The sequence below is a fragment of the Paenibacillus phyllosphaerae genome (assembly GCF_014192105.1).
In the GTDB taxonomy this organism is placed as follows: Bacteria; Bacillota; Bacilli; order Paenibacillales; family Paenibacillaceae; genus Paenibacillus_Z; species Paenibacillus_Z phyllosphaerae.
This window is the reverse complement of the sequence record NZ_JACHXK010000002.1, coordinates 422,608-449,591: the sequence shown is the minus strand read 5'-3', so window position 1 is coordinate 449,591 and position 26,984 is coordinate 422,608. Positions and strand designations below refer to the sequence as shown.

27 protein-coding genes are annotated in these 26,984 nt (G+C 52.5%); 1 reads left to right on the top strand and 26 read right to left on the bottom strand.

Features of this window, described 5'->3' with window-relative positions:
* Positions 1-11 precede the first annotated feature (11 nt).
* The 5 genes from lipB to lpdA all read right to left on the bottom strand — a co-directional run bounded on the left by lipB (position 12) and on the right by lpdA (position 5,852).
* A complete protein-coding gene (gene lipB / locus FHS18_RS06150; RefSeq protein WP_183598053.1) occupies positions 12-734 on the bottom strand; it encodes a lipoyl(octanoyl) transferase LipB in 723 nt (240 codons plus the stop codon).
* 17 nt (positions 735-751) lie between these two features.
* Positions 752-2,092 carry a dihydrolipoamide acetyltransferase family protein gene (locus tag FHS18_RS06145; RefSeq protein ID WP_183598051.1) on the bottom strand — a complete coding sequence of 447 codons (1,341 nt, stop codon included), beginning with the start codon at positions 2,090-2,092 and terminating at the stop codon, positions 752-754.
* A gap of 200 nt (positions 2,093-2,292) precedes the next feature.
* A complete protein-coding gene (locus FHS18_RS06140) occupies positions 2,293-3,276 on the bottom strand; it encodes an alpha-ketoacid dehydrogenase subunit beta (protein ID WP_183598049.1) in 984 nt (327 codons plus the stop codon).
* Positions 3,277-3,278: 2 nt separating this feature from the next.
* On the bottom strand, positions 3,279-4,310 hold the full coding sequence (locus FHS18_RS06135; RefSeq protein WP_183598047.1) for a thiamine pyrophosphate-dependent dehydrogenase E1 component subunit alpha: 1,032 nt from the start codon (positions 4,308-4,310) through the stop codon (positions 3,279-3,281).
* A 114-nt stretch (positions 4,311-4,424) separates the two neighbouring features.
* Positions 4,425-5,852, bottom strand: a complete 1,428-nt coding sequence (gene lpdA, locus FHS18_RS06130) for a dihydrolipoyl dehydrogenase (protein ID WP_183598045.1) — start codon at positions 5,850-5,852, stop codon at positions 4,425-4,427.
* A 176-nt stretch (positions 5,853-6,028) separates the two neighbouring features.
* Between lpdA and FHS18_RS06125 the strand changes: the two genes are divergently transcribed.
* A complete protein-coding gene (locus FHS18_RS06125; RefSeq protein ID WP_183598043.1) occupies positions 6,029-6,325 on the top strand; it encodes a DUF2627 family protein in 297 nt (98 codons plus the stop codon).
* A 66-nt stretch (positions 6,326-6,391) separates the two neighbouring features.
* On the opposite strand, the gene FHS18_RS06120 is transcribed toward FHS18_RS06125, so the two are convergent.
* The 21 genes from FHS18_RS06120 to FHS18_RS06020 all read right to left on the bottom strand — a co-directional run bounded on the left by FHS18_RS06120 (position 6,392) and on the right by FHS18_RS06020 (position 26,973).
* A complete protein-coding gene (locus FHS18_RS06120) occupies positions 6,392-8,362 on the bottom strand; it encodes a methyl-accepting chemotaxis protein (RefSeq protein ID WP_183598041.1) in 1,971 nt (656 codons plus the stop codon).
* Between the two features lie 129 nt (positions 8,363-8,491).
* On the bottom strand, positions 8,492-9,076 hold the full coding sequence (gene clpP, locus FHS18_RS06115; RefSeq protein ID WP_183598039.1) for an ATP-dependent Clp endopeptidase proteolytic subunit ClpP: 585 nt from the start codon (positions 9,074-9,076) through the stop codon (positions 8,492-8,494).
* 29 nt (positions 9,077-9,105) lie between these two features.
* Complete coding sequence (locus FHS18_RS06110) at positions 9,106-9,825, bottom strand: RNA polymerase sigma factor (RefSeq protein ID WP_183598037.1); 720 nt, start codon at positions 9,823-9,825, stop codon at positions 9,106-9,108.
* Positions 9,826-10,043: 218 nt separating this feature from the next.
* Positions 10,044-10,862: a sporulation transcription factor Spo0A gene (spo0A, locus tag FHS18_RS06105; RefSeq protein WP_183598035.1), complete on the bottom strand. Its 819-nt coding sequence runs from the start codon at positions 10,860-10,862 to the stop codon at positions 10,044-10,046.
* Positions 10,863-11,127: 265 nt separating this feature from the next.
* Positions 11,128-12,453: a SpoIVB peptidase gene (gene spoIVB / locus FHS18_RS06100; RefSeq protein WP_183598033.1), complete on the bottom strand. Its 1,326-nt coding sequence runs from the start codon at positions 12,451-12,453 to the stop codon at positions 11,128-11,130.
* A 123-nt stretch (positions 12,454-12,576) separates the two neighbouring features.
* Positions 12,577-14,277: a DNA repair protein RecN gene (gene recN, locus FHS18_RS06095; protein ID WP_183598032.1), complete on the bottom strand. Its 1,701-nt coding sequence runs from the start codon at positions 14,275-14,277 to the stop codon at positions 12,577-12,579.
* Between the two features lie 42 nt (positions 14,278-14,319).
* A complete protein-coding gene (ahrC, locus tag FHS18_RS06090; protein WP_221401208.1) occupies positions 14,320-14,769 on the bottom strand; it encodes a transcriptional regulator AhrC/ArgR in 450 nt (149 codons plus the stop codon).
* 27 nt (positions 14,770-14,796) lie between these two features.
* Positions 14,797-15,258, bottom strand: coding sequence for a hypothetical protein (locus FHS18_RS06085; RefSeq protein ID WP_183598030.1), 462 nt, complete (start codon positions 15,256-15,258; stop codon positions 14,797-14,799).
* A gap of 252 nt (positions 15,259-15,510) precedes the next feature.
* Entirely contained in the window at positions 15,511-16,344 is an 834-nt protein-coding gene (locus FHS18_RS06080) for a TlyA family RNA methyltransferase (protein ID WP_183598028.1), read from the bottom strand.
* Positions 16,345-16,360: 16 nt separating this feature from the next.
* Positions 16,361-18,259 carry a 1-deoxy-D-xylulose-5-phosphate synthase gene (gene dxs / locus FHS18_RS06075; RefSeq protein WP_183598026.1) on the bottom strand — a complete coding sequence of 633 codons (1,899 nt, stop codon included), beginning with the start codon at positions 18,257-18,259 and terminating at the stop codon, positions 16,361-16,363.
* Positions 18,260-18,371: 112 nt separating this feature from the next.
* A complete protein-coding gene (locus FHS18_RS06070) occupies positions 18,372-19,283 on the bottom strand; it encodes a polyprenyl synthetase family protein (RefSeq protein WP_183598024.1) in 912 nt (303 codons plus the stop codon).
* Positions 19,284-19,285: 2 nt separating this feature from the next.
* The gene (gene xseB, locus FHS18_RS06065; protein WP_183598022.1) at positions 19,286-19,531 is read right to left on the bottom strand and encodes an exodeoxyribonuclease VII small subunit; all 246 of its coding nucleotides are present in this window, start codon (positions 19,529-19,531) and stop codon (positions 19,286-19,288) included.
* Between the two features lie 5 nt (positions 19,532-19,536).
* Positions 19,537-20,889 carry an exodeoxyribonuclease VII large subunit gene (gene xseA, locus FHS18_RS06060; protein ID WP_183598020.1) on the bottom strand — a complete coding sequence of 451 codons (1,353 nt, stop codon included), beginning with the start codon at positions 20,887-20,889 and terminating at the stop codon, positions 19,537-19,539.
* 6 nt (positions 20,890-20,895) lie between these two features.
* Positions 20,896-21,756, bottom strand: coding sequence for a bifunctional methylenetetrahydrofolate dehydrogenase/methenyltetrahydrofolate cyclohydrolase FolD (gene folD / locus FHS18_RS06055; protein WP_183598018.1), 861 nt, complete (start codon positions 21,754-21,756; stop codon positions 20,896-20,898).
* A 102-nt stretch (positions 21,757-21,858) separates the two neighbouring features.
* A complete protein-coding gene (gene nusB / locus FHS18_RS06050; protein ID WP_183598016.1) occupies positions 21,859-22,311 on the bottom strand; it encodes a transcription antitermination factor NusB in 453 nt (150 codons plus the stop codon).
* A 122-nt stretch (positions 22,312-22,433) separates the two neighbouring features.
* Positions 22,434-22,664 (bottom strand): DUF2273 domain-containing protein, encoded by a 231-nt coding sequence (locus FHS18_RS06045; protein WP_409348535.1) that lies wholly within the window; start codon positions 22,662-22,664, stop codon positions 22,434-22,436.
* Between the two features lie 11 nt (positions 22,665-22,675).
* Positions 22,676-23,236 (bottom strand): alkaline shock response membrane anchor protein AmaP, encoded by a 561-nt coding sequence (amaP, locus tag FHS18_RS06040; RefSeq protein WP_183598012.1) that lies wholly within the window; start codon positions 23,234-23,236, stop codon positions 22,676-22,678.
* Between the two features lie 102 nt (positions 23,237-23,338).
* On the bottom strand, positions 23,339-23,746 hold the full coding sequence (locus FHS18_RS06035; protein ID WP_183598010.1) for an Asp23/Gls24 family envelope stress response protein: 408 nt from the start codon (positions 23,744-23,746) through the stop codon (positions 23,339-23,341).
* A gap of 212 nt (positions 23,747-23,958) precedes the next feature.
* The gene (gene accC, locus FHS18_RS06030) at positions 23,959-25,323 is read right to left on the bottom strand and encodes an acetyl-CoA carboxylase biotin carboxylase subunit (protein ID WP_183598008.1); all 1,365 of its coding nucleotides are present in this window, start codon (positions 25,321-25,323) and stop codon (positions 23,959-23,961) included.
* Between the two features lie 64 nt (positions 25,324-25,387).
* Complete coding sequence (accB, locus tag FHS18_RS06025) at positions 25,388-25,876, bottom strand: acetyl-CoA carboxylase biotin carboxyl carrier protein (RefSeq protein ID WP_183598006.1); 489 nt, start codon at positions 25,874-25,876, stop codon at positions 25,388-25,390.
* Positions 25,877-26,322: 446 nt separating this feature from the next.
* Positions 26,323-26,973, bottom strand: a complete 651-nt coding sequence (locus FHS18_RS06020; protein ID WP_183598004.1) for a SpoIIIAH-like family protein — start codon at positions 26,971-26,973, stop codon at positions 26,323-26,325.
* Positions 26,974-26,984 lie beyond the last annotated feature (11 nt).

Sequence of the window (26,984 nt, the reverse complement as noted above, 5' to 3'; positions counted from 1 at the left end):
TGTCCACTTTGTTATTCAGCATCGGCTGGATGTTCGAATAACGCAACTGAACCAGAGGGCGTAAATCCGAATAGACGGCAGAAATGCGGGATGATCTCGCTGGCCGCTTGCTCGACAGTCATCGGTTTGCCGGTCAAATCTTCAAACGATGTCACTTGATATTCGGATATGCCACACGGAATGATCCCCTTAAATCCTTCATTGCCGATGCCCGCCTTAAGATTCAAGGCAAAGCCGTGGCTCGTGACGAAGCCGCGGCGGGTGCGGCACTTATTGAATTTGACGCCGATAGCAGCAATCTTCGCATCGCCGACCCATACGCCGGTATACTCCGGTTTTCTTCCGCCGACGATGCCGTAATCCGCCAACCAATCGATAATCACCTGCTCCAGCTGCCGCAAGAAGCCATGCAAATCAAGCCCTACCGCATCCAAATAAATAAGCGGGTAACCGACCAGCTGTCCAGGTCCATGATACGTAATATCCCCGCCCCGGTCAATCTCGAATAGTTCGATGCCCAGCTCTTGCAGCTGCTCCTTGGAGTAAAGCAAATGCTCCGGGTGACGCTGGGATCCGATCGTATACGTAGGCGGATGCTGCAGCAGGAGCAGCGATTCATGCCGCTCCTGCGTATCGATTTCTTTTACTATGGATTTCTGAAGCTCCCATGCCTCCGCATAGCCGATCATCGGCGTATAGCTAACATCGAGCTTCAAGGCGTTATTTGTCGTCATGGGCTGATCGCCTCGTTTCAATACAATTTCGTCTCGGCATCGAAATTCTCCAGCGTATCCTTCACGCGCTGCAGGAACCGGCCGCAAATGACGCCGTCCAGAATGCGATGATCGAGCGACAGACAGACATTCGCCATGGAGCGGACGGCCAACATGTCGTTGATGACGACCGGACGTTTCACGATCGATTCGAAAGTAATAATGGCGGCTTGCGGATAGTTAATGATCGGCTGCGTCAGAATGGAACCGAAGGAACCGGTATTATTGACGGTAAAGGTACCGCCCTGCACGTCATCGAGCTTCAGCTTGCCGTCGCGCGTTTTCTTCGCCAATACGTCGATCTCGCGGGCGAGGCCGGCAATATTTTTCTGGTCGGCGTTCTTGATGACGGGCGTAATGACCGAGTCCTCGGTACCGACGGACAGCGAGATGTTAATATCCCGTTTCACGATAATTTTGTCGACCGCCCAGACGGAATTGATAATCGGGTATTCCTTGATGGCGTTCACGACCGCTTTAATGAAGAAGGCCAGATATGTCAAATTGACGCCTTCACGCTTCATGAACTCGTCTTTGAGCTTGTTGCGCAGTACAACCAAGTTCGTGACGTCAACCTCGATCATCATCCAGCCGTGCGGAATCTCGGTAACGCTCTGGCGCATCTTCTGCGCAATGGTATTCCGGATCGGAGTAACGTCAATGAACGTCTCGCCGCGGCCAGGGATCGCTTGGCCTTCCACTTCAACTTGCGGTATCCGCGGCGTCTCCGACAAGTGAAGGCCCGTCGTACGGACGGCTACTTGCGGATCCATATTAAGCGGTTGTACCGGGCTAGGCTGTACCTGCGCCTTGGCAACTGCCGGTGCAGCCTGTTCGTTCTTGCCCCCTGCCGCGATATAGGCCAGCACGTCCTTGCGCGTAATCCGTCCGCCAAGCCCTGTACCTGGTACAAGCGACAGCGTGATGTTGTGCTCGGCCGCTAGCTGCTGCACGGCCGGCGAATAGCGGTGACGCATCGACTGATCGCCGGATGAGGCAACCTGACTTTGCGGCTGGGCCGAAGGTTGACCTGCATGGAACTCCGTGCTCGGACCTTGGCCGCCTGCCGAGCTATCCTCCACTTCAATAAGGCAGATCGGCGCGCCTACCGCTACCGTCTCTCCTGCCCCTGCCAATATCTTGACCAACGTTCCCTTCAATGTCGAAGGCAGCTCAGCCGTCACTTTATCGGTAATGAGCTCCGCGATCGGCTCATACATATCGATCTGATCGCCAGGGGCCTTCAACCATTTATCAATCGTCGCCGAGACCAGCGATTCGGCCAGCTGCGGCATGACGACTTCCGTAATCGTCTTCATCGTATCAACTCCCGAACATTCTACATCCTGAACGTAAAATGGATTCTCTGATGAATGATGACCAGCCTAGCGACTGCTCAAGTCAATCATCAATACTACGTGCAATAGTGCAGGACAATAATCTGCCCTGCACTTGCCTTAAGCACTAATGGACTGCCTCGCCTGCTTCAATAGCAGGTAGTTGCATCCCATACCGTTAATTAGTAGAGCGCCAAGTGCCGCATTGCTTCCTTGACCTTCTCTTTATTCAGCATAAAAAATTTCTCGCCCGGCGGATTGATCGGCATCGCCGGCACATCCGGACCGCACAGCCGCATAATCGGCGCATCCAGCTCATAGAGCATCTCTTCGGCCAGAATCGCGGAGACTTCGCCGCCAATGCCGCCGAACTTATTATCTTCATGAATGATGAGAACTTTACCTGTCTTGCGGGCTGCTTCAAGAATACCTTCCTTGTCGAGCGGCTGCAGCGTACGCAAGTCGAGAATATGGGCGGAGATGCCTTCTTGGGCCAGTTCTTCCGCGGCTTCCAGCGCAAAATGCAGTGGCAGGCTGTAGCTGATTACCGTAATATCGTCGCCTTCGCGCAGCACATTCGCCTTACCGATCGGCACCACGTAGTCAGTCTCCGGCACGTCGCCGGTAACCAGCTTATAGCACTTCTTATTCTCGAAATAAAGCACTGGATCCGGATCGCGCACCGCGGCTTTGAGCAGCCCCTTGGCATCGTAAGCGGTGAACGGCGCGACGATCTTAAGTCCCGGTGTCCCGAAGAACACCGATTCCGGACACTGCGAGTGGTACAATCCGCCGAAGATGCCGCCACCGATCGGTGCACGGATAACGAGCGGACAGGACCAGTCGTTATTGGAACGGTAACGAATCTTGGCCGCTTCGCTGATGATCTGGTTCGTGGCCGGGAACATGAAGTCCGAATACTGCATCTCAGCGATCGGCTTCATCCCATACATCGCCGCACCAATCGCGGCGCCCGCGATCACCGACTCCGCGAGCGGCGTATCGAGCACGCGCATCTCGCCGAATTGCTGCTGAAGGCCTTTGGTCGTCGTGAACACGCCGCCCTTAACCCCAACGTCCTCGCCAAGAACGAATACGTCCTCGTCCCGCTCCATCTCTTCTTTCATCGCCAATCGAATGGCATCAATATATTCCATTATCGCCATCGTCAGTTGCCTCCTTCACGATCATCGCCTGCATAAACATGGCGCAGAATGTCGTCAGCCGGAGGGAACGGCGCCTTATCTCCGTATTCCGTTGCATCGTCGATAACCGCACGAATCGTCTTCTCGAGTTCGGCATCCTTCTCGTCATTCCAGAGACCGGCTTCGGTCAAATACTGCTTGTATGCAATCATGCCATCCTTCGCGCGATGCTCGTCGACCTCTTCCTTCGTCCGATACGCAAGATCGTTATCCGATGTCGAATGCGGCGACACGCGATACATCATCGCCTCGATCAGCGTCGGTCCTTCGCCGGCAACGGCACGCGCACGAGCTTCCTTCATGACGCGGTACACCTCGAGCACGTCATTGCCGTCCACTCGGACGCCCGGGAAGCCGTAGCCAATGGCACGTTCGTAGACATTACCCGAGATGGACTTGTGCAGCGGCGTCGAAATCGCGTAACGATTGTTCTCGCACATGAATATAACCGGGAGCTTATGTACCCCTGCGAAGTTACAGCCTTCATGGAAGTCGCCTTGATTGCTCGATCCTTCCCCGAACGTGACGAAAGAGACGAATGGCTTGTTCTTCATCTTAGCTGCCAGCGCGATGCCGACGGCATGCGGAACTTGCGTCGTCACCGGACTCGATCCGGTCACGATACGCAGTCGCTTGGAGCCGAAGTGGCCTGGCATCTGACGGCCGCCGCTGTTCGGGTCCTCCGCCTTAGCGAATACCGATAGCATCAGCTCGCGGACCGTCATCCCGACGGACAGCACGAAGGCATAATCGCGGTAATACGGCAGGAAATAATCCTGCTCCCGGTCAAGCGCGAAAGCAGCTGCGACTTGGGCGGCCTCCTGGCCGATTCCCGAGACGTGGAAGTTAATTTTGCCGGCCCGTTGAAGAAGCAGATTCCGTTCGTCGAAGCGGCGTGCGGTTAGCATTTTGACATACATATCAATGGCTTGGTCATCAGTTAGTCCGAGCTCTACATGTCTTAACGTTTGCTGGGTGGACCCATTCTGTGTCATGAGGGTACCCCTCCTTTTAGCTACTCTTAAAACCTGGTACTAATACTTGCTTTCATTATACCTGAATGCAGCAAAAAAGGAAACGTACCCGCAACGATTGGCTTGTCCCATTCGTTAGAACGCGATGGCTTTCCCGTCTACAGCCAGCATCGCCTCGCCCATAATCTCGGACAGTGTCGGATGCGGGTGAATGACTTCCCCGACCTCCCAAGGCGTGGCATCGAGCAGCATCGCGATCGACGCTTCGGAGATGAGATCCGTTGCGTGCGCGCCGATCAGATGAACGCCAAGAATGTCATTCGTCTCGGCATCCGCGATCACTTTGGCGAACCCGTCCGTATCCCCGAGCACCAATGCTTTGCCGATGGCTTGGAATGGAATCTTGCCCACCTTCACCTGACGGCCGCGTCTCTTCGCTTCGTCTTCCGTGATTCCCACCGAAGCGATCTCCGGTCTTGAATAAATGCAGCGCGGCACTAGACTGCTGTCGCCGGCTTGCTCCTTGCCGCCTAAGATGTGATCAACCGCCAATAGCGCTTCATGCGCCGCTGCATGGGCCAATTGCAAGCCGCCATTGACGTCGCCTACCGCATAGATGTGAGGCTCTGTCGTCTGGTAGTAGCCATTCACGCGGATAAAGCCGTCTTTCACCTGTACGTCGGTATTCTCCAGCCCGATCGACTCTGCGTTCGCCTGTCTGCCAACCGATACGAGCATTCGTTCTGCACGCAGCGTAACCGAACCGTTCGCTGTCTCTGCTTCAAGCGAAATCTCCCCGTTAGCCTGCTTGTAGCTTTCGAGCTTCAGCTGGACGCCAGTATGGACTTGAACCGATCTGCGCTTCAGCTGCTTCGTCAGTTCTGCCGAGACCTCAGGGTCCTCGCCCGCGAGCAGACGCGGCGCCGTCTCGACGATCGTAACTTGGACGCCGAAATCAGACAGCAAGGAAGCCCACTCCACGCCAATAACTCCGCCTCCCACAATAAGAATGGATGCGGGCAGCTGCTCCATTCGCAGCGCATCGTCGCTCGTCATAATATGTACGCCATCCGCAGGAAGACCATTCAGCCGGCGGGGTCTGGAACCCGTCGCAATAATGAGGTTCTTCGAAACGACGGTCTCCATCTCGCCATCGGCGAGCTCTACCGCCACGCTGCCGCTCTTCGGCGAGAAGATCGACGGGCCGATGACACGGCCGCTGCCGTTGATGACGGTAATGCCGTTCTTCTTCATTAGGTGCTGAAGTCCCCGATACAGCTGGTCGACCGTCTGCTCCTTGCGCTGTTGCACGCCCTCAAAGTCGAGCTCAATCGCCCCTTCAGCTACTTTAATGCCATAGCTGCCTGCTTTCTTCACCGTTGCGTAGATCTCGGCGCTGCGCAAAAGAGACTTGCTCGGGATACACCCTTTGTGCAGACATGTACCGCCCAGCTTCTCCTTCTCGATCAAGACTACCTGCTTGCCATGCTGCGCTGCGCGAATCGCAGCTGTATATCCTGCAATGCCGCCTCCCAGGACAGCAATATCACATTGAATCGTCATAAATGACCTTTCGCTCCTTACCGCCGATTTTACCTTCCCGCTTCCTATTGTACCTTTTTTTCTACGTCATGAAAAACATCAGTTCGGATTGCAAATAGACAGGTCTGGCTGAAAACGGTATGATAGGAGCGTATCTTACCGTTATGCTTGGTACTAACAGGAGGATCTACACGTATATGAAACCGGTCGTCGCACGTTTTATTGCTATACTGCTGCTCGTTATTCCAGGAATAGGCGCCACTTACGGCTTTCTGCTTATGAAAGATGCCGTATTCCATTACTTCTCCTCATTCGGCAATGAAGATGTCGTTCAACGTTTTGAAATCGGCCGCTTTATAGCGGGCTTCCTGCTGTTCGGCGTGGGGGTTGGTTTCATCGGGGGATGGACCTTCTTCCGTGACCGCAAACGCAATTACGTCGCTCCACGGTTCCGCCAGAAGCGTCCTCGGCCGCCGCGTCCCGGCGCCCAATAAACACAGCAAAGCCATGTCTGCCTTAAGAAGGCCGACATGGCTTATTTTTTGCGGCTAGCGCATCCGTTATTTCACGATGAACTTGGAAGCTGCTTCCTGAAGCTCAATCGCCATCCTGCTCAGCGCCTCCGATGAACCGTTAATCTCCTTCATCGACTGCAGCTGATCCTCCATCCGTTTGCTGACCGTTTGCAGCTGCCCCGACGTATCTTGCGCGATCGTGTACACATCATGCGCGGAAGCGGCAACTTCTTCGGTTCCGGCCGAAATTTGCTGCGCTGCGGCGGATACCTCTTGAATCTGTTCGTTAACCGCTTGAACCTCGGACAGAATTTTGTCAAACGTCTGGCCAACCTGCAGCACAAGCTGCTCGCCTTGCGAGACTTCCGAGAGCCCGACATGCATCGTCTGGTCCGCAGAAGAGACCGCCTCCAGCATATCCTTGATGATGCTCTCGATCTCGACGGCGGAACGACTCGTTTGATCGGCGAGTTTCTTCACCTCCCCGGCAACTACCGCAAACCCGCGGCCATGTTCGCCCGCACGCGCCGCTTCGATGGAAGCATTGAGCGCCAGCATATTCGTCTGCGACGAGATCTCCGAGATAACGCCCACAATTTGCTTAATGAGCATCGATTTCTGTTGCAGCGTGCTGACGGTTTGTGCCGAAGCCTCCACCGAATGACTGGCCGCCTGGATTTGGCTGATCGCCTGCTGCACCCCGTCGCGACCGCGCTGTACCTCAATCGTAACGCCTTGCGCAGACTCCGCGACATCCGACGAGGAATGTGCGATGCGCGTGACGCCTTGCGCCATCTCTTCCGTCGCAGTGGACGTTTGCCCGGCAGCCTCGTGCTGCGCCTTGGCACCATTGACGACTTTCTCGACCGCGCCCGTTACATGCTCGGCTGTCGCCGACGACTCAATAGCCGTTGCGGTTAATTGCTCAGACGAAGCGGCTACCACTTCGATCGAGTTTTTCATCTTGTTCAGAATATGACTGAACGAATCGAGCATGTAATTGACATTGCGTCTCAACTCGCCAATCTCATCGTTGCCCTTCTCTTGCATACGGTCCGTCAAATCGCCGGTTGCGATACGCTTCATTACGTCAGACAGCGCGAGAATCGGTTTAATCATCACTCTGGCGACGATAACGGCGATGATTATGACGAGAATAACGGAGATGAGAATAAGATACATTGCGTTTTGCCGAAGCGCATTAACCTCTTCATAGACCTCGCTGTCCGGAGCGCTTACGAGCAAGCGCCAGCCTGCGCTGTCCACGGTCGCATAAGCGATTGCATGCATCACGCCATTGACGTCCCGGATCGATTCTTGCGAAGTTGCCTTCGAACTAAATAGTTGCTTAGCCGCATCGCGCGTATCTTCCGCATAGGTGTCAAAAATGTTCGTTCCCAGACTATCTTTATTCTTCGAGGCGATAATGGTCCCTTCGGTATCAAGCAGCAAACCATAACCGGAAGTTTCAAACTGAATCCGAGCTACCACATCGCTAATAAGTTTCGGATCGAGAACCGATTGGATCAGGCCGACGAACTGCTGGTTGTCATTCAGAACCGGTACATCGAGAATGACGATGTCGCTACCTGTAATCGAATCTTTCTTGATACTCGACACATTAACCTTTTTATTCTCTTTCATCGATACAAAATTGCCGAACTTCGACGCATCGATGGTCTGATCGAGCGTATTATGCAGCAATCCGCTGCTATCGATGAAGGAGGCTTTAATGATTTCTGCATCGCTTGCATCGAGGGTCTTCAACAACGGCATGATATCCTCATATCGGCCTTCTTTCATGACCGGCGTCTCGGACAACAACGTCTGTAGCGAACTAATCTTCGCCGTTACCCAGTTATTCATAATAATCGCATTCAATTCAGCGCGCTGTTGCAATTCATCGACCGTCTTATCGTTCAGAGCCGAGCTCGAACGGTTATATTGAATGGCGGTTATGCTCAATAACGGTAACAAAGAAACGATCAGCAGCAGCACGATTACTTTTACTCGCAATGAATTTAACTTCCTGCCAAGCTTGCCCATGATCATTCCTCCTTACAGTCTATATCGACTGCGTATGGAAGGAAATATACTGGGACTTAGTGGGAAAGCGAAGCATAGCCGCGATCAGCCGCACAGCATTCAGGCACGTCGAATAACACCGTCGATAAGCCCGTAAGCTTGCGCCTCCTCCGCGTCCATGAATCGGTCACGGTCGGAATCCCGCTCGATTCGATCTACCGATTGCCCGGTATGACCCGCTAGTAACTCGTTAATTTTCTGACGCGTTCGCAGGATCCAGTTCGCATGAATTTGGATATCGGACGCCTGCCCACGCGCGCCGCCTAATGGCTGATGGATCATAATCTCGCTGTTCGGAAGGGCGAATCGTTTCCCTTTTGCTCCGCCTGCAAGCAGGATTGCCCCGAAGCTGGCGGCGAAACCGGTGCAGATCGTCGATACATCAGGCGCGATATGCTGCATCGTATCATAGATCGAGAAGCCCGCAGTCACGGATCCGCCCGGAGAATTGATGTACATTTGAATGTCTTTTTCCGGCTGATCGGCAGCCAGAAACAAGAGCTGAGCAACGATGGAATTGGCCATCGTGTCTTCGATCTCGCCACTGACCATAATGACGCGGTCTTTTAGCAGCCGGGAATAAATATCGTAGCTCCGTTCTCCTCCGCGGCCGGATTGTTCAACGACATAAGGAACAAGATTCATCGTATGGCCTCCTCTTATGCGTAATCATCTTAAGCGGCAAAACACATCTGTATCGCCGGGTTACCCGCTTTAAGCGAACCGTGTTGTTCCGCTTGTTGCGTCACCTGGTATTGCCCGACTGCTCGTATACCGCTCGCAGCTTGGCTATAGGTCATTGCAAGCTGAATCATGGCGGTCACATCCGACCGTTCGAACGCCTGGCTATAAGCAAGGGCTAGATCGTGCGTCCATTCATCCACAGGCTTATCGAGCGCGTCATCCATCCACGATCCACGTTCGCGTTCAATATTGCGTCTAGCCCGGAACAATGCCGCCTTTACCGCACCTTCGCTTATGAGCAGCAGATTGGCCGTCTCATGCGCCTTATATTGGAAAATTTCCCTCATCATAAATACGGTTAGTTGGAGTGGAGAAAGCACCGTCACCAAGTGGCGAATCCACCATTCGGCATCAGAAATTGCAGATTGCTCATTAGAAGTTGCGAGCTCATACAACTGCTTCTCGTTCATGATGAGCTTCATTGTCCGCTCACGCCGCTTCTGATCGACCCATAGATTACGCGCTGTACGCATGAGTAGAGCAGATAGATTCGCATGGGTACGGCCATCTCTCAGATATGCGAGCGCCTTTGCGCAACTTTCCTGGACCAAGTCATCCGCTTCCCAGGTCGATTCCGTCAGCTTCATGCAATACCGGTACAGCACCTGTCGACTCTGTTCGAAGTCTTGCTCTGCTATTCCGTTCACCATCGGAACTCCCGAACCTCCCTTCATCCATACACTTACATTGTAAACGAATAAGGACGTACACAAGATACGGCCTGCGCAAAAAAATTTGGCGCCAACAACGCAGCTCCAAAACCATAAAACCTTCATCAAACACAAAAGAAGCCTTTCCTTCACTTCAAGGATCGGCTTCTTCGTTATTGGGCGAGCATCTCGCCCTTATTGGGTTGTCGTCGAATTCACTAGCTCACTTTGTGCTCGATGCGCAGCTTATCGGCGACCATCGCGATGAATTCGCTGTTGGTCGGCTTCGACTTGCTGATGTTGATCGTATAGCCGAACAGGTGGCTGATGCTGTCGATGTTGCCGCGCGTCCATGCCACTTCGATTGCGTGACGAATCGCACGCTCAACGCGGGAAGGCGTTGTTTTGAATTTCTCGGCGATTGCTGGGTACAACGTCTTCGTAATCGCACCGAGAATCTCAATGTTGTTGTACACCATCGTGATCGCTTCACGCAGGTACTGATAGCCTTTAATATGTGCCGGAACGCCAATCTCATGAATGATGCTCGTAATGTTCGCATCCAGATTCTTGCCTTTCCCAAGCGGTACGACATTCGACTTCGATACCGTATTGCTAAAAGCGGAACTTGAGCTGGAGCCCGACACGACGGTCGTGTTGCCAACCAGCTGGCGAATACGATTAGCAAGAATTTCCATATCGAATGGCTTCAATATGTAATAGGAGGCGCCGAGCTGAACAGCTTTTTGTGTGATATTCTCTTGGCCGAATGCCGTAAGCATAATGATCTTCGGCATCGGATTCAAATTCATCTCACGCAGACGTTCGAGTACACCAAGACCATCGAGATGAGGCATAATAATATCCAATATGAGTACATCTGGCGCTTTACGGTTTTCTTCCAGCGCACGGAGAACTTCTTCACCATTATAAGCAATTCCGGTAACAACCATATCGCTTTGTTCGGAAATATACTCGGATAAAAGGTTAGTAAATTCGCGGTTATCATCAGCGAGCAGAACTTCGATCTTTTGCAAGGTGACATCCTCCTTAGAGTTAATAGCATGTATGCTACTATCTTACATTCATTATCCAAGTGAATCTTTCTCTGCTGACTAAAGTTTTCGACACCTAACAGTAAATTCCTTCTGTCGAATAATATTTTTGTTTATTTTTATTTTACGATGAATTATAATGGAAAATTTACAACATAAACCATGCTTTTTCGTAGCCGTTCGACAAACATTACAGAAGTGCAAGCTATTCTTACAATCACCTGACAAAGCAAAATCTTAAGGCGCATTAAGCAGCCTTAAGATTTCGACCTTCTGTCTTGAGCAGGATGCCAGCATCTTGCAACATCCATTCAATGAAACATCCATAGCCAGATGTAGGATCGTTGACGAACACATGGGTTACGGCGCCAATGATTTTGCCGTCCTGTATAATCGGACTGCCTGACATGCCTTGAACGATACCGCCTGTCTGCTCGATTAAGCGTGGATCCGTAATTTTAATAACCATCCCTTTGGTTGCGGGTGAAGATTGCTTGGTAACATGAACGACTTCAACCGAGAATCGCTCGACCTTCTGTCCATTCACAACGGTGAGAAGTTCAGCTGGACCTTCCTTCACCTCTTCCGCGAAAGCCACAGGGAGTGCTTGTTCATTATAACTGTGTGTCGGCAATTCGTCCATCTTGCCGAAGATGCCAAACGATGTATTTCGTTCAATATTCCCCAGCACCTTGCCTTCTTTGACGAATTGGGCGCGCTTCTCCCCTGGTTCGCCATTCTGGCTCTTATTAATCGAGGTGACATGAGATTGAAGAATCTGGCCTTCACCAACTTCAATCGGGGTCTGCGTGTCCATGTCAGTAATGACGTGGCCAAGTGCTCCATATACGCCTTGGTCTGGTGCATAGAACGTTAACGTGCCGACACCAGCCGCGGAATCGCGAATATATAGTCCCAGACGCCAAGCTTGATCTTCTGCATCAAATACGGGGTTCAGCTTCGTTTCGAAAGATTGGTCACCGCGTTTCACTTTCAGTTGGAGCGGTTTCTTGGAGGCTCCGGCTTGCTCGGCTAGATCTGCGACTTTGCGTACCTCATTAATGAACTTGCCATTAATATGGGTAATCAAATCGCCAAGCTGAAGATTTGCGACTTCCCCTGGAGACACTTTCGTTCCCTGTGCTGTCTTGACCTGATGATGCCCGACAATCATAATACCGGCGGATTTCACTTTAACGCCAATGGTCTGCCCACCAGGGACAACCCTTAAATCAGGCACTACATTTACTTTAACGGTTTTGAACGGTATTTTGCCGAAGAGTTTCAACTTCATTGTCGTCTCACCGATCTGCTCCGTCTGAAGCGAGATTGGCTTGTTCAGATCAATGGACAATGAGCGATCCTTAGAACCGTTCACATGGAGAATCGTGGGGTCAACCGTTACTTGCGCATGAACGGGCATGCCATAGTCTAATTGCTTCAACTGGCCGGAGAACAAACGAAGTTCGTTCGGGAAGGCGGCAAAATGTTGAAAAGGGGAGGAAAGACCAAGCACGCAAACGAAGAATACGAGAACAAGACCGAGCCACCGCTTACGCTGATTGGCATTCAATGACTTCACGCTCCCTGTGCATACTTTCGCTTGACGAGAAAGGCGTTCGCCATTTGCGTACCTATAAGGTAACCTTGCCCCTTACGTTTTATGTCGCCAAAAACATTCCCTGAAAGCCTTCCATTACGCCCCCTTCTGTTGTTCCGCCAAGTCAAGCATTTCTTGTGCATGATGCCGGGTTTTTTCAGTTACCTCGACACCGCCGAGCATACGGGCCAATTCCTCTACGCGAGGCGTATGGTCCAACTCCGTTACATTCGTGGATGTGCGTTCCGATACGATGGACTTGCGGATTTCGTAATGATGATCGGCCATGCATGCAACCTGAGGCAAATGCGTAATCGAGAACACTTGGCATTGCCGCGATAAGCGCGACATCTTCTCCGCGATGGCTTGCGCAGCCCGACCGCTGACACCCGTATCCACCTCGTCGAAGATGAGCGTAGGCACTTTATCAATGGAAGCGAAAATCGTCTTGAGCGCCAGCATGATTCTGGACATCTCACCGCCTGACGCGATCTTATTAAGCGGCTTCAGCGGCTCGCCCGGGTTCGGCGCGATCAGGAACACCGCTTCGTCGATGCCGTTGGCAAGCAACTTATATTTGTCACCGACCTTGTGCATCAGCAGTTCTACGCGGAATGTGGTCCTTTCCATCTGCAACTGCTTCAGCTCGGATTCGATCGCAGCGGCAAGCTTATGCGCCGCACCGCGCCGCAGTTCCGATAAGGACATCGCAATCTGCACAGCCTCTTCATAAAGCCGTGCTTCATCTTTGCGCAGCCGCTCGATATGTTCGTCACGATTCTCGATTTTGTCGGCTTCACGTTGAATCTTATCAAGATATGCCAGAATGTCGGCGATATTCTCGCCGTACTTACGCTTCAAGCTGTGGATCATATCAAGCCGATCGTCAATCTCGGCAAGCCGTTCCGGATCGGATTCCACGCTATCGCGGTAATCTCGCAGCTGGAAAGCAGCGTCTTCAAGCTGATAAAAAGCGGACTGGACCTGCTCCAGCAACGGATTGAGCACTGCAGGATCATAATCCCGAATATCGTCCAGTCTCGAGATCGAACGGCTAATCGCGTCCAATCCTTTGTTTCCGTACAGTAGTGCATACGCCTCGGATGCAGAGTCCCGGCGTTTCACGGCATACATTAGTTTCTGCTTCTCTTCTTGGAGTAATTCATCCTCGCCTATCTTCAGACGCGCATTCGAAATCTCTTCGATCTGGAAGCGGTACAGGTCGAGCATCTGCATGTTCTGTCTGGAGGAATCCTCGAGCTCCCTTAGTTTATGACGGGCGTCATCGTATCGGCGATGGGTTTCCTTATAACGAGCTATCAGCTGGGAAACCAGATCACCCGCATACAGATCCAGCCATTCCAGATGGCGTTCCGACTTGAATAAGGATTGGTGCTCATGCTGGCCATGTATATTCACCAGATACTCGCCTACTTCGCGAAGCATGGACATTGTTACGATCCGTCCATTAATCCGGCTCACATTCTTCCCTTGCGCCGACAGCTCTCGTCTGACGAGAAGACCCTCATCAGGCGCAACTTCGATACCGAACGCGTGAAGCGTATTCCATACGGGATGGATGTCAGGCAGCTCGAACATCGCTTCGATCTCTGCTTTGTCACAGCCGTATCGGACCATATCCGATGAACCCCTGCCGCCTACAATAAGGCTTAGGGCGTCAATCAGAATCGACTTCCCTGCGCCCGTCTCCCCCGTAAGGACATGAAATCCATTATGAAAACGCACCCTAACCGACTCAATGACAGCTAAATTTCGAATGGATAATTCGCGAAGCATGACTATTCCTCCTTGATCATGTACAGGTTGCCTTAGCGGCTGTTAGTTCATATAGGCCAGAAGACGTTCAACGATCTCGTTGCTCTGTTCTTTGGAGCGGCAGATGATCAGAATCGTGTCATCGCCGCATATCGTACCCATCACTTCCGACCATTCCATGTTGTCAATCATGGCGCCGATCGCATTTGCAGTACCGGGAAGGCACTTCATGACGACCAGATTGTCCGTAAAGTCGATATGCAGGAAGTGATCCGCCAGCGCCCGCTTCAGCTTATGAATCGGGTTCATTCGCTGCTCTTGGGGCAAGGAATACTTATAGCGGCCATCCTCAGCCGGCACCTTAATGAGCTGCAGCTCCTTTATATCTCGCGACACGGTTGCCTGAGTAACTTGGAGCCCGGCTGAACGCAATGACTCGACCAGCTCCTCCTGCGTCTCCACAACCTGGCTCGTAATAATCTCTCTTATCTTCATATGTCTAACGCTCTTCATAATCTTCCTCCTTGGTTCATACAGCCGTTACTCCGGAAAATGAAAGGTGATCGTCCGAATAAGCTGTTCCTTATGATCGACGAACAGCACCCCTTCCGCCTCCGGAAGCAATAAAGCATAGATCATCAGCTTGTCCCGTACGCCGCTGCCTGTCCAATCAATAGGCATCCGTTCTCTCGCCGTCTTCACAATATAGTGTTTCCCGTCTTTCTCGGCAATCATGTCGATAAACAAGCGGCTCTGCAGCCGCTCGCCATCCAAGTCAATGGAAATCGGTAGACGATACTTGCCATACGTAACCTCATACCCGTTCTGCTCCAACAGCTGAACATTCTCATCCTCTTCGTTAACAGCCTCTGCGCGGCTAAGGAGTAAGTTCGAATGGAGGCCAGGCGGTTCATGCAGCCAACGATAAAACCCGCGGTAAATCCAATAGACCGCCAGGATGCCAGCAGCAATCATTACGAGCCAATCTCCGTACTTCGCCATGAACGCACCTCCACATGCATTGGTCTTCCCATAACTTCGCGCTGTGGACGCTCGTTTCCTTGTGGATGAAATCCGTTCCTTCAAATCTTCATCGAGTCTCTTGCAATCTATATGAACACGAACGCTTGTTTGCCTTTAGGCCTAGTGTAACAAAAATATCCGTCTCTGCAAAGGGGAACACGCCATTACAGTCAAAAAAGAGTCTCTCAAGCGTAATCACGCTTAAGAGACTCTTCTAGGCAAACGCTGATCTTAACTGCCTTTGCCGCTGCTGAAGGTGGAACCGGCTTCTTGCACGATCGCTGCAATCTGCTCGTCGCTCGGCACCGCAAGGCCAGTCTGCCCCGTCCATTCCCAATGGACGAGGAATTCTACATTGCCTTCCCCGCCGGTAATCGGCGAGAACGTCAAATTCCTGGTCAGGAATCCGATCTCCCCGGCAAAGTCCAGGATCGTGCGCAGAACCTCACGATGGACCGCAGGCTCGCGCACTACACCAGACTTGCCAACCTTCTCGCGTCCTGCTTCGAACTGCGGCTTTATGAGCGCCATAACAGTTGAGCCCGGCACAAACAACGTGCCAAGCGTCGGCAGTATCAGCTTCAGCGAGATGAATGAAACGTCAATCGTCGCAAAGGTAGGCGCCGGTCCCTTCAGATCCTCCGGCTGCATATAACGGAAATTCGTTCGTTCCATTACATTCACCCGCTCATCTTGACGAAGCGACCAGTCCAACTGATTATAGCCGACATCAATGGCGTAGACATACTTCGCCCCGTTCTGCAGTGCGCAGTCGGTAAATCCGCCCGTCGAGGCACCGATGTCCAGCATAACGACATCCTGCAGCTGAAGCTCGAACGCGCGGATCGCCTTCTCGAGCTTCAACCCGCCCCGGCTAACGTAAGGATGCGGAGCACCCTTGACCGTTATGGAAGCGGTCCGCGGCACCTTCATGCCGCTCTTCTCGACTTTTTCCCCATCTACGATGACAAGGCCGGCCATGAGTGCAGCCTTCGCCTTCTCTCGGCTTTCGTAGAAGCCTTGCTCTACGAGCAACACATCAATCCGTTCTTTACTAATGGTCATCCTAATCTCCCAATTGTTAAGCCGTTCCGTTCACGCGCTGCCGAAACCCGGCGCTGAGCGCTCTTAATTCCGTCGCCACGCGTTCAGCCGTAAGTCCTGTCTCTTGACGTTGTTCCTTAATGGAACCGTGCTCGATAAATCTGTCCGGTACCCCGATAATGCGAATCGGCACGCCGTTAATGCCTTGCTTGGAGTAGAACTCAAGGATTGCGCTTCCCAGGCCGCCAAGCTCGGTGCCTTCTTCGAGCACAATGATCTGCAGCCCATCCTTCGCCAACTGCAGCAGCATCGCTTCATCCAACGGTTTGATGAAACGAGCATTTATGACACGGACGTTCTGTCCGTCACGCTTCAGCTGTTCCGCCGCTTCCTCGGCAACCTGCACCATTGGTCCGACCGCGATGATGATGGAAGAATCTCCTTCGCGAACCGTCTCCCACTTGCCGATCGGGATCGGTCTCATCTCCGCCTCCAGCTCAACGCCTACGCCATTGACCCGCGGGTAACGGACTGCGATTGGCCCGTCGTTGTAATCAACCGCCGTCTTCATCATCCGACGAAGTTCGTTCTCATCCTTCGGCATCATGAGCACCATGTTCGGTATATGGCGCAGATATGCGATGTCATAGACGCCATGATGCGTCTCGCCGTCCGGTCCTACGAAACCTGCGCGGTCGATTGCGAAGATGACATTCAGATTCTGACGGCAAATATCATGCACGACCTGATCATAGGCACGCTGCAGGAAGGTGGAATAGACCGCATAGACGGGCTTCATCCCTTCCATCGCCATTGCCGCGCATAACGTAGCGGCATGCTGTTCCGCGATACCGACATCGATCATTCGGCCAGGGAACAACTCTCCGAATTTGATCAATCCAGAGCCGCCTGGCATAGCTGGCGTAACCGCCACGATGCGCTCATCCTTCTTGGCGAGCTCGATCAGCGCGTCGCTGAAGATCTCCGTATACATCGGAGGCCCGACCGCCTTCAAGACTTGGCCGGATTCAATCTTGTATGGCGAGATCCCGTGCCACTTGTGGGAATCAGCTTCAGCCGGCGAATATCCTTTGCCTTTGGTCGTAATGACATGAATCATTACCGGACCTTGCACATGGCTCGCTTGCTCCATCACTTCCAGCAGCTGCTCCATATCGTGGCCATCTACCGGGCCAAAATAATTAAAGCCGAACTGCTCGAACAAAATGCCGCTAACGAGCAAATATTTGACGCTATCTTTAAGCCGTTCCGCTGTCTTGGCAAGCTTGCCGCCGATTGCCGGGATTTTGTTCAAGAACTGATTCAGTTCTTCTTTGGCTTTCTGATAATGGCGATCCGTCCGAATCTTGGACAGATAGTGATGCAGCGCACCGACGTTCGGCGCGATCGACATCTCGTTATCGTTGAGAATGACCATCAGATTCTTCTTCTCGTGACCGATATGGTTGAGCGCCTCAAGCGCCATACCGCCCGTTAGAGAACCGTCGCCGATAACGGCAACGACTTTGTTCGTCTCGCCTTTCAGATCGCGTGCAAGCGCCATGCCCATGGCTGCAGACAGCGACGTACTGCTATGACCGGCCTCCCATACGTCATGTTCGCTCTCCGAGCGTTTGACGAATCCGCAAAGCCCTTTATATTTACGCAAAGTATCGAACTGATCTTTGCGTCCGGTTAATATTTTGTGAACATACGACTGATGCCCGACATCGAAAATAAACTTATCTTTAGGACTGTCGAACAAATAATGCATGGCCAGCGTTAACTCGACGACCCCTAGATTCGGCGCAAGATGTCCCCCCGTAACGGACAGCTTCTCTATAAGGAATGCGCGGATCTCGGCTGCAAGCTCATCCAATTGCGGGACTGATAAAGTTTTCAAATCTTTCGGCTCGTTGATCTGTTCGAGCAACACATTAAATTCCTCGCTTTCATGGCAGGCGGCTACCGTATTCCGATGAACGTCTGACTTTGTGACATATTATAGCATAGTGTTACACAAATGCCCAAGACGCTAATCCTTTCCTCTAATGGTCGCGCCCCATCAAATAATCGGCAATTTCCAACAAACGATCCGGTGCTGCCAGATCCGCACGCGTCAATGCGTGCTTCGCTTCATTGGTCAGCCGCGTTACGAGTTCCTTGCTTTGTTCCAGCCCAATAAGATAAGGATACGTAACTTTATGCTGTGTGACGTCGCTTTTGACCGGTTTCCCGAGCTTCGCTTCATCACCTACGAGATCGAGAATGTCGTCTTGTACCTGGAAGGCCAGACCGAGCTTGCGGGCAAATTCCCCCAAGGCCAGAAGTTGGATCGGAGTCGCTCCTCCTACACGGGCACCGGCGGTCACGGAGAACACCATCAGGTCGCTTGTCTTCCGCAAATGGATATATTCCAGTTCTCCCAGCGAAGTGATGCCCTGCTCGCCTAGAATATCGGCTGCCTGGCCGCCTACCATCCCCGGTGCGCCTGCCAGCATCGCCAAATCCGAAGTGATCGCCAGCACCGTCTCCGCCGGAACGCCTCGTTTGGCAGCTTGCGTGACGGCATAAAATGCGTGCGTCAACAAACCGTCGCCCGCAAGAATCGCCATCGCTTCGCCGAAGATTTTATGATTGGTCGGTTTGCCGCGGCGAAAATCATCGTTATCCATCGCTGGCAAATCGTCGTGGATTAGCGAATACGTATGGATCATCTCGATCGCGCAAGCAACAGGCATTGCTGCTTCACGAGCTGCGGCATTGCCGCGGACAGCTTCTGCAGCCGTCAGCACTAACGCCGGGCGCAGCCGCTTGCCGCCTGCTTCCAGCGAATACATCATCGCATCCTGAAGCTGGCCGGGAACGCCAAGCTCAGACGGGAATGAATCTTGGAGCGCTTCCTCAACTTCCACAACTATAGACTTCAGATAGTCTTTAATCGATGTTGAAACGTTCAAGCTTATTCTCCTCTATCTTCGTTTGCGCCTGCAAACGGTTTTTTGTGCAAGCCATTCTCATTCTCGATCAGCACTTCGATTTTGCGTTCCACCTGTTCGAGCTTGGCGCCGCAGAGTTGGGACAACTTCATCCCCTCTTGGAACAGCTCAATGGCAGTTTCGAGCGGCACATCGCCGTTCTCAAGCTTTCCTACGATCGTCTCCAGCCGTTCCATGGCCTCTTCAAAACTGATCTGCTCCTGCTCCATAATTACTATTCTTCCCCTTTCATTGACCAAACCTGACAGTCCAGCTGCCCATCGGCCAACTTTACCTTCACCATATCGCCTAACTGAACGTCCTCAATGGACTTGATCAACCGCTGTTCCTGCTCGTCGTAGACAAGTCCATAGCCGCGCGCCATAACCTTCAGCGGACTAAGCGCATCCAGCTGTTTCAGCACTGCGCCAAGCTCCTGCTTGCGGGCCTTAAGCGTGCCCGTCATGGCCAATTGCAGCCTGCGCTCGGCCTGTTCGACTCGGCGGCCTTCACGAAAGGCGCGTTCCTGCGGAGAGGCCGCCGCCAAAGCCGTCTGAAGCCGGAGCAGACGATCCCGGCTGCGTTCCGCCTGTCTATGGGTACGTGAGGCTAGCCGTTCCTGCAGCCGGTCCAGCCGTTCTGCCTGTTGAAGCAAATATCTTCTCGGGTTGATGAACACTGGCGAACGCTGCAACCGCCCCAGCTTCTCCTTCCTTGACCTAACCGCGCCGCGAAGGGATTGAATCAGCCTAGCCTGCTGCGAAGCCAATTGTGACCTAAGTTCTTGAACGTTCTGCACTGCCAGCTCTGCTGCGGCCGTTGGCGTTGCCGCTCTCAGGTCGGCTACAAAATCTGCTATCGTAAAATCGGTTTCGTGTCCTACGGCTGAAATAATTGGAATCTCGGAGGCAGCGATGCTGCGGGCAACACTTTCTTCATTAAATGCCCAAAGCTCTTCCAGCGAGCCTCCGCCCCGCCCAACAATTAATACGTCGACTTCAGCCAATCGGTTCATTGTTTCGATCGCCTTCACGATTGCAGGCGCAGCTCCGCTCCCTTGGACAAGAACGGGAAAAAGCAGCACCGGCACGGAAGGGTATCGGCGCTGCAGTGTGATGATGATGTCCCGGACAGCGGCACCGGTCGGGGATGTAATGATGCCAACCGCCTTGGGAAACCTGGGTATGGCCCGTTTTCTAGTTGGCGAGAACAGCCCTTCTTGATCCAGCTTCTGCTTCAACTGCTCGTAAGCCAAGTAGAGGCTTCCGATTCCGTCCGGCTGCATCTGCGTCACATAGAATTGATAATTGCCATCTCGCTCGTAGACGGAAAAATTGCCTCTGGCCAGCACCTTAGCCCCTTCCTTCGGCTTAAAAGGAAGGCGCTGATTGTGCGAGGCAAACATGATGCATTTTAACCGGCTGCCTTCGTCTTTCAATGTAAAATACATATGACCGCTGGAGTGGTGGGTGAAATTCGAGATTTCGCCCCTCAGCCATACGTCGCCAAGCACGATATCCGACTCCAGCTTCATTTTGATGTAACGGGTTATTTCTTTAATGGAATATATCTTCTTATCTTGCTTCATAACGGGTTACCCCCCGATTCGATTCGCTTGCTCCGCAGCCTTAAGCGTATTGGCCAGCAGCATGGTAATCGTCATCGGACCTACGCCGCCGGGAACTGGGGTAATAAAACCAGCTGTGTCGAGTACATCTTCATAATCCACGTCACCAACAAGCTTGCCATCTTCCAGACGGTTAATACCTACGTCGATCACGATTGCGCCCGGCTTCACGAAGCTTGCGCCGATCGCTTGCGGCTTGCCGATCGCAACGACAAGGATATCGGCCGTTTGTGCAATCGCCTCCATATTCGCTGTCCGCGAATGGCAGATCGTCACTGTCGCGTGTTCACGCAGCAGCAGCATCGACACAGGTTTGCCGACGATATTGCTCCGGCCGATGACAACCGCATGTTTGCCGGCAATCGTGTTGCCGCTGCGCTTGATCAGCTCAATTACGCCAGCCGGCGTGCATGGCAGCAAGCTATCGTCACCGATCACAAGGTTGCCCACGCTGATCGGGTGGAAGCCGTCAACGTCCTTCTTCACGTCGATTGCGTCAATAACAGCTTTCTCTTCAATATGCGAAGGCAAAGGCAACTGTACGAGAATGCCATGGATATTCGACTGGTTGTTCAGCTTGTCGATCAGCGCCAGCAGTTGCTCCTGCGTGGTCGAAGCTTCCAGGCGATGTACTTCAGAATAGAACCCCAGTTGTTCGCATGCTTTCGCTTTGCTTGCCACATACACTTGCGAAGCCCGATCTTCCCCGACCAAGACGACGGCTAATCCTGGCACAACCCCTTGTTTGGCCAATTCAGCCGTCTTGTGAATAAGTTCGGAACGGATTTCATCCGAGATTTGTTTACCTTCAATACGTTGTGCGACCATGCATACCTCTCCTTATGTACCGACTTTACTTCCCCATGGGAGAAACGCTTCTTCCAGATTCAATCGATAAAAAAGTATGAAACGAAAGCGTAAGGAAATCCCCTACGCTTTCGGTTTAAGCTCGTCCAATGCCTGAAGCAGCTTACCTAGCACGCCGTTAACAAACTTGCCGGACTCGTCGGTGCCAAAATGCTTCGCCAGCTCGATCGCTTCATTGATCGCCGCTTTGGGCGGCACATCGCTGCGGAATACCATCTCATAACAAGCGAGACGCAGAATCTGGCGGTCTACGCGCGACAGACGGTCAACCTGCCAGCCCGTCAAATAATGCTGGAGCATATCGTCAATCGCGGCCTTGCGCTCGGTTACGCCGGATACAAGCTCGCGAACATATTCGTCGATCTTTTTCATATCGGCCGCGTTCGCACCGATCTCGTTCTCTTCGTTTTGCGCCTCGTCGGACAACATATTGACGGCATCTCCAGCCGTTACCTCATTCATTTCCATATGGTACAAGCTCTGTACCGCAATTTCCCGTGCAAGCCTTCGTTTCATAGGTCCTCCCTAGCATAGTCATTAACAAGCACCGTTTAGCCTTGCCTCAAAAATATGATCTCCTCCCTGCCCCGAACGGTACCGCTTCATCGTTCGTCCGGAGTACGGAGGAGATCATACCGCTACTTGAATGGCCTCCATCGCTGCATCAGCCATTCCGTGAGCCTGTCCCAAGGGATAATCGGGCCGGTTCGTTCGTCCTTGCTCTTCCCGATGGTGTAACCGATACAAAGCAATAACGCAAAAAACAGCATATCCCAGAAGCCAACAATAAAATATAAAATACCGAGTATAATGCCTGCGGCTACGCCGACGATCCGGCCCCCATAGGATTCCCATATTTCTCTCCACATCGGCATCACCCCTATTCTACGCGACTCTTAAAGTTTGCCGTCTGGATTATATTCGCCACGAATACCGAAACATCCGCAACTGGTATACCCGTTATTTCCTCCACATGAGTCTTGACCGAACGCTGAATATCCTCCGTTAATACGGGAATGGACGTTTCTCCATCCACGATCGCGCGAATCGTTACCGTGATCCCCGCTTCATTCATTCGGATTCTTGCCTTCAGGTCCTTGACCCCGCGTTGCCGGCCAGCAGCCTTAAGCGCAAGATTCTCTACGGTCTCGAGCGAAATACGGATGTCGCCGAAGTCGGTACGCTGATCGATCGACATCGCTGCCGCGTTGCTTCTTCTCAATGAAACATAGAAGAAACGAAGGCTAACGAGAAACACGATGGCCGAAACGATAATCACTGTCGGCTGCAGCCATTCAACGCCGCCATACAGATCGCCAATGAATTGCTCCATCATATCTTCAGGAATCCATCCGAAGCCAGCGCAAAAGCCGAGCACCGCAAGCGTGCCGATACCAAGGCTATAAACAAACAATAGAAGCTTGTCCAATACTCTGATCACGATTGCCCTTCCTCCTTGGCCCGGACTGAACAAAACCCCCTAGTGCCGAGCGGCAAGCCGATCTCCAGGGGGTCTTAACATGAATTGTCATGACGCCGGGTGTTACTTCACGCGATGAGTCGCTTCTTCCTCTTCCGGCTTCTCAGCCGTCTTGAAATGAACATCGTGAATATGGACGTTCACTTCTACGACATGCAAGCCTGTCATCATCTCGATCGAACGTTTGACATTGCGTTGAATGTCAGATGCGATCTCCGGGATACGGTTGCCGTATTCCACAATGATGGAGACATCGACAGCCGCTTCGCGCTGGCCGACTTCTACCTTAACGCCTTTAGCCAGGTTCTTCCTGCCCAGCAGCTCGGTAATGCCGCCCGCAAAACCGCCGCTCATGCCAGCGACGCCTGGAACCTCGATCGTCGCAAGTCCTGCGATGATCTCAATGACTTCGGGTGCAATCTGAATCGTGCCCATGTCTGTCTTCTCATAGTCCGCAGCAAGTGTGCTCATGGTCCTTCTTACACCTCCCGTAAAGTAGCGTAACTTCCGGCCTGTTAACCGAAAGGCTCATCCGCTTCTTATTCCTATACTATAGCATCCGGCGGGAATTATGACAAACCTGTACAATTCTTCAGGTGAGGTCCGCCATCATCTTATAATCCGGGCAAGCAAACGAAAAGCGACATTCTGACGATGTCGCTATCGTTCATTGCGCAAGATATTTAGATGTCTCGGCCCGGATTGTTAACGTCGTGTTCTTCGAGGAACTTGATATCGAAGTTGCCTTTCACGAACATCGGATGATTCAGCAGCTTCTGATGGAACGGGATCGTCGTGCGAATGCCTTCGATCGCAAATTCATCAAGCGCCCGCTTCATCCGGGCAATCGCCTCGTCTCTCGTCTCGCCCCATACGATCAGCTTCGCAATCATGGAATCATAGTGCGGCGAAATCGTATAGCCAGGGTAAGCCGCGCTGTCGACACGAACGCCAAGTCCGCCCGGCGGGAGATAGAAGTTGATGGTGCCAGGTGATGGCATGAAGTTCCGATCCGAATCCTCGGCGTTAATGCGGCATTCGATCGCCCAGCCATTGATCTTCAGATCCTCCTGCTTGAATGAAAGCGGATTGCCTTCGGCGACGGAGATCATTTCCTTGATCAGATCGACATTCGTAATCAGCTCGGTAACTGGATGTTCGACCTGAATACGGGTGTTCATCTCCATGAAGTAGAAGTTCCCGTCCGGACCAAGCAAGAACTCCAACGTACCTGCTCCTGCGTAGTTAACGGCCAATGCCGCTCGAACAGCCGCTTGCCCCATACGCTCACGAAGCGTTGGCGACAGCACCGGACAAGGCGCTTCCTCTACCAGCTTCTGACGGCGACGCTGTACCGAGCAATCCCGTTCGAAGAGATGGACGGCATTGCCGTGCTTGTCGGCCATGATCTGGATCTCGACGTGCTTCATCCCGGTCAGATACTTCTCCAGATATACCCCTGCATTGCCGAAAGCCTTCTGGGCTTCCTGCTGTGCTGTCGTAATCTGGGATACGAGCGATTCTTCGTCCTCTGCAATCCGGATGCCTTTGCCGCCTCCGCCTGCAGTTGCCTTGATAATGACCGGATAACCGATTTCGCGCGCAACGCGAATCGCTTCATCCATATCTTCGACCAAACCTTCGGAACCCGGAATGACCGGCACATCGGCTGCTTTCATGGTTTTCTTAGCTACGGCCTTATCGCCCATCTTGCTGATCGCTTCAGGGGACGGTCCAATGAATGTGACATTGCATGACTCGCAAATTTCGGCAAATCCCGCATTCTCCGCCAGGAAACCATAACCCGGGTGGATCGCGTCGCATTCGGTAAGCGTAGCCACGCTCATAATATTCGTCAGGTTCAAGTAGCTGTCCTTGGACGCTACCGGACCGATGCAATACGCTTCATCGGCCAAACGCACGTGCAGCGAGTCCCGATCGGCTTCGGAATATACCGCTACCGTCTGGATCCCCCGCTCGCGAGCCGCGCGGATGATCCGAACGGCAATCTCGCCGCGGTTGGCGATCAATATTTTGTTGAATTTCACGTTCATGAGCTCCTTTCACGCCTCGATCTTGGCTGCCTAATGCTTAGCTTGTACGCAATCAAGCTTACTCCGGCTTCACCAGGAACAATGGCTGCCCGAACTCAATGAGCTGGCCGTTCTCGACCAGAACCTCTACGATCTCGCCGCGCACTTCCGCTTCGAGTTCGTTCATCAGCTTCATCGCTTCAAGAATACATACGACCGTCTTCTCGTTGACGCGATCGCCTGCGCTGACGAATGGCGGGTTATCCGGCGAAGAAGCGCGGTAGAATGTCCCGACCATCGGGGATGTAATCGTATGCAGATTCGCGTCTTTCGCTGCAGGCTGTGCAGCAGGCTGCGCCGCTTGCGCAGTAGCGGCCGGCTGTGCAGTAGCAACCGGTGCAACCTGTGTATATGTAGGAATTGCAGGCGCTGTCTGAACATTAACCACTTCGGTCTTGCCCGGCTTGCGGATCAATAAACGGGCGCCTTCATTTTCGATTTCCACCTCGTGGACGGACGTTTTATCGACCAGTTCGATCAATTCTTTAATTTCGTTCAGCTTAAACATGATTTCACTCCTAAAAGGTTTCTGTGCTGCGACCGGCTTCCATAACTTGCGGAAATTGGTATTAAGCTGCATCTGCCTAAGCGCAAAGTCACGACAGGCTGTCCATTAAGCAGCAGCTAGTCCTAGACCTTAATAAAACGATTGCAAATGCCAAAACTTGCACATAACAGAGTTATTATAGCACAAACCCATCTGAACACGAACTGAAAAATTTAGTAGTTGGTCATAACAAGGTGAAACGGCTTTCGCCGTCCTATGGCGGCGGGACAAGTTTCACTCCGGAGAAATGGAAGACGATTTATAAAGAGTAAACTTATAAATGCTTATATTTCAAGGTGAAACGGCTTTCGCCGTCCTATGGCGGCGAGACAAGTTTCACTCCGGAGAAATAGAGCAAGCCCCCTGCCCGGACCAGCCGAGTAGAGGGCTTGCATCAGCTATTCGTATTACGAGATAAACTGTACCGATACTTGTTCCGCCTTCAGGCCCAGTTCATCCATTACACGAATGATGATGCTGTCTGCTTGGCTCTTATCCAACTTTTCGCTTTGCACGACGACTTTGTATTTGTTCCCGGCTTGCGGAGTAATCAGAACCGTTTTGAACTCTTTGCCCAGCTCTTCTTCGAGGCTTGTCATTTTCGCTGTTTTGTCTTCCAGTTGCGCCAGCTCATCCACGGCTTTGGTCGCTGTCTCTTCGTCCTGCGCCGAGAGGGCGGACATCAGACGGTCATTCTCTGCCGCGTTCTTCTGATCGCGCTTGTATTGCAGTTCGTCGAATGCATTGCTTGCCAGCCCTTGCGCTTCGATCTGTTCCAACGTTTCTTGATCCGCTTGCTCGGCTTCAGCCGTCGTGCCTGCCTCTGCCGTTGCCGTTCCGTCCGCTTGCTCGACTTTGTCCACGACGATGCCTTCTTCTTTGGCGCCGTCTGCCGTCACTTCAGTTGCGCCGTCCTGCAGCTGCTGCTCCTGCTGCGTGCCGTCGGTCAGCAGATTCGAAGACGGATTGACGTCCTCGGTGAACAAGTAGTACGCCGACAGAATCACCATCAAGCTGAGCATCGAAACGAGCCATACCGTTTGTCTTTTGGAATTCATGAATAATTGCC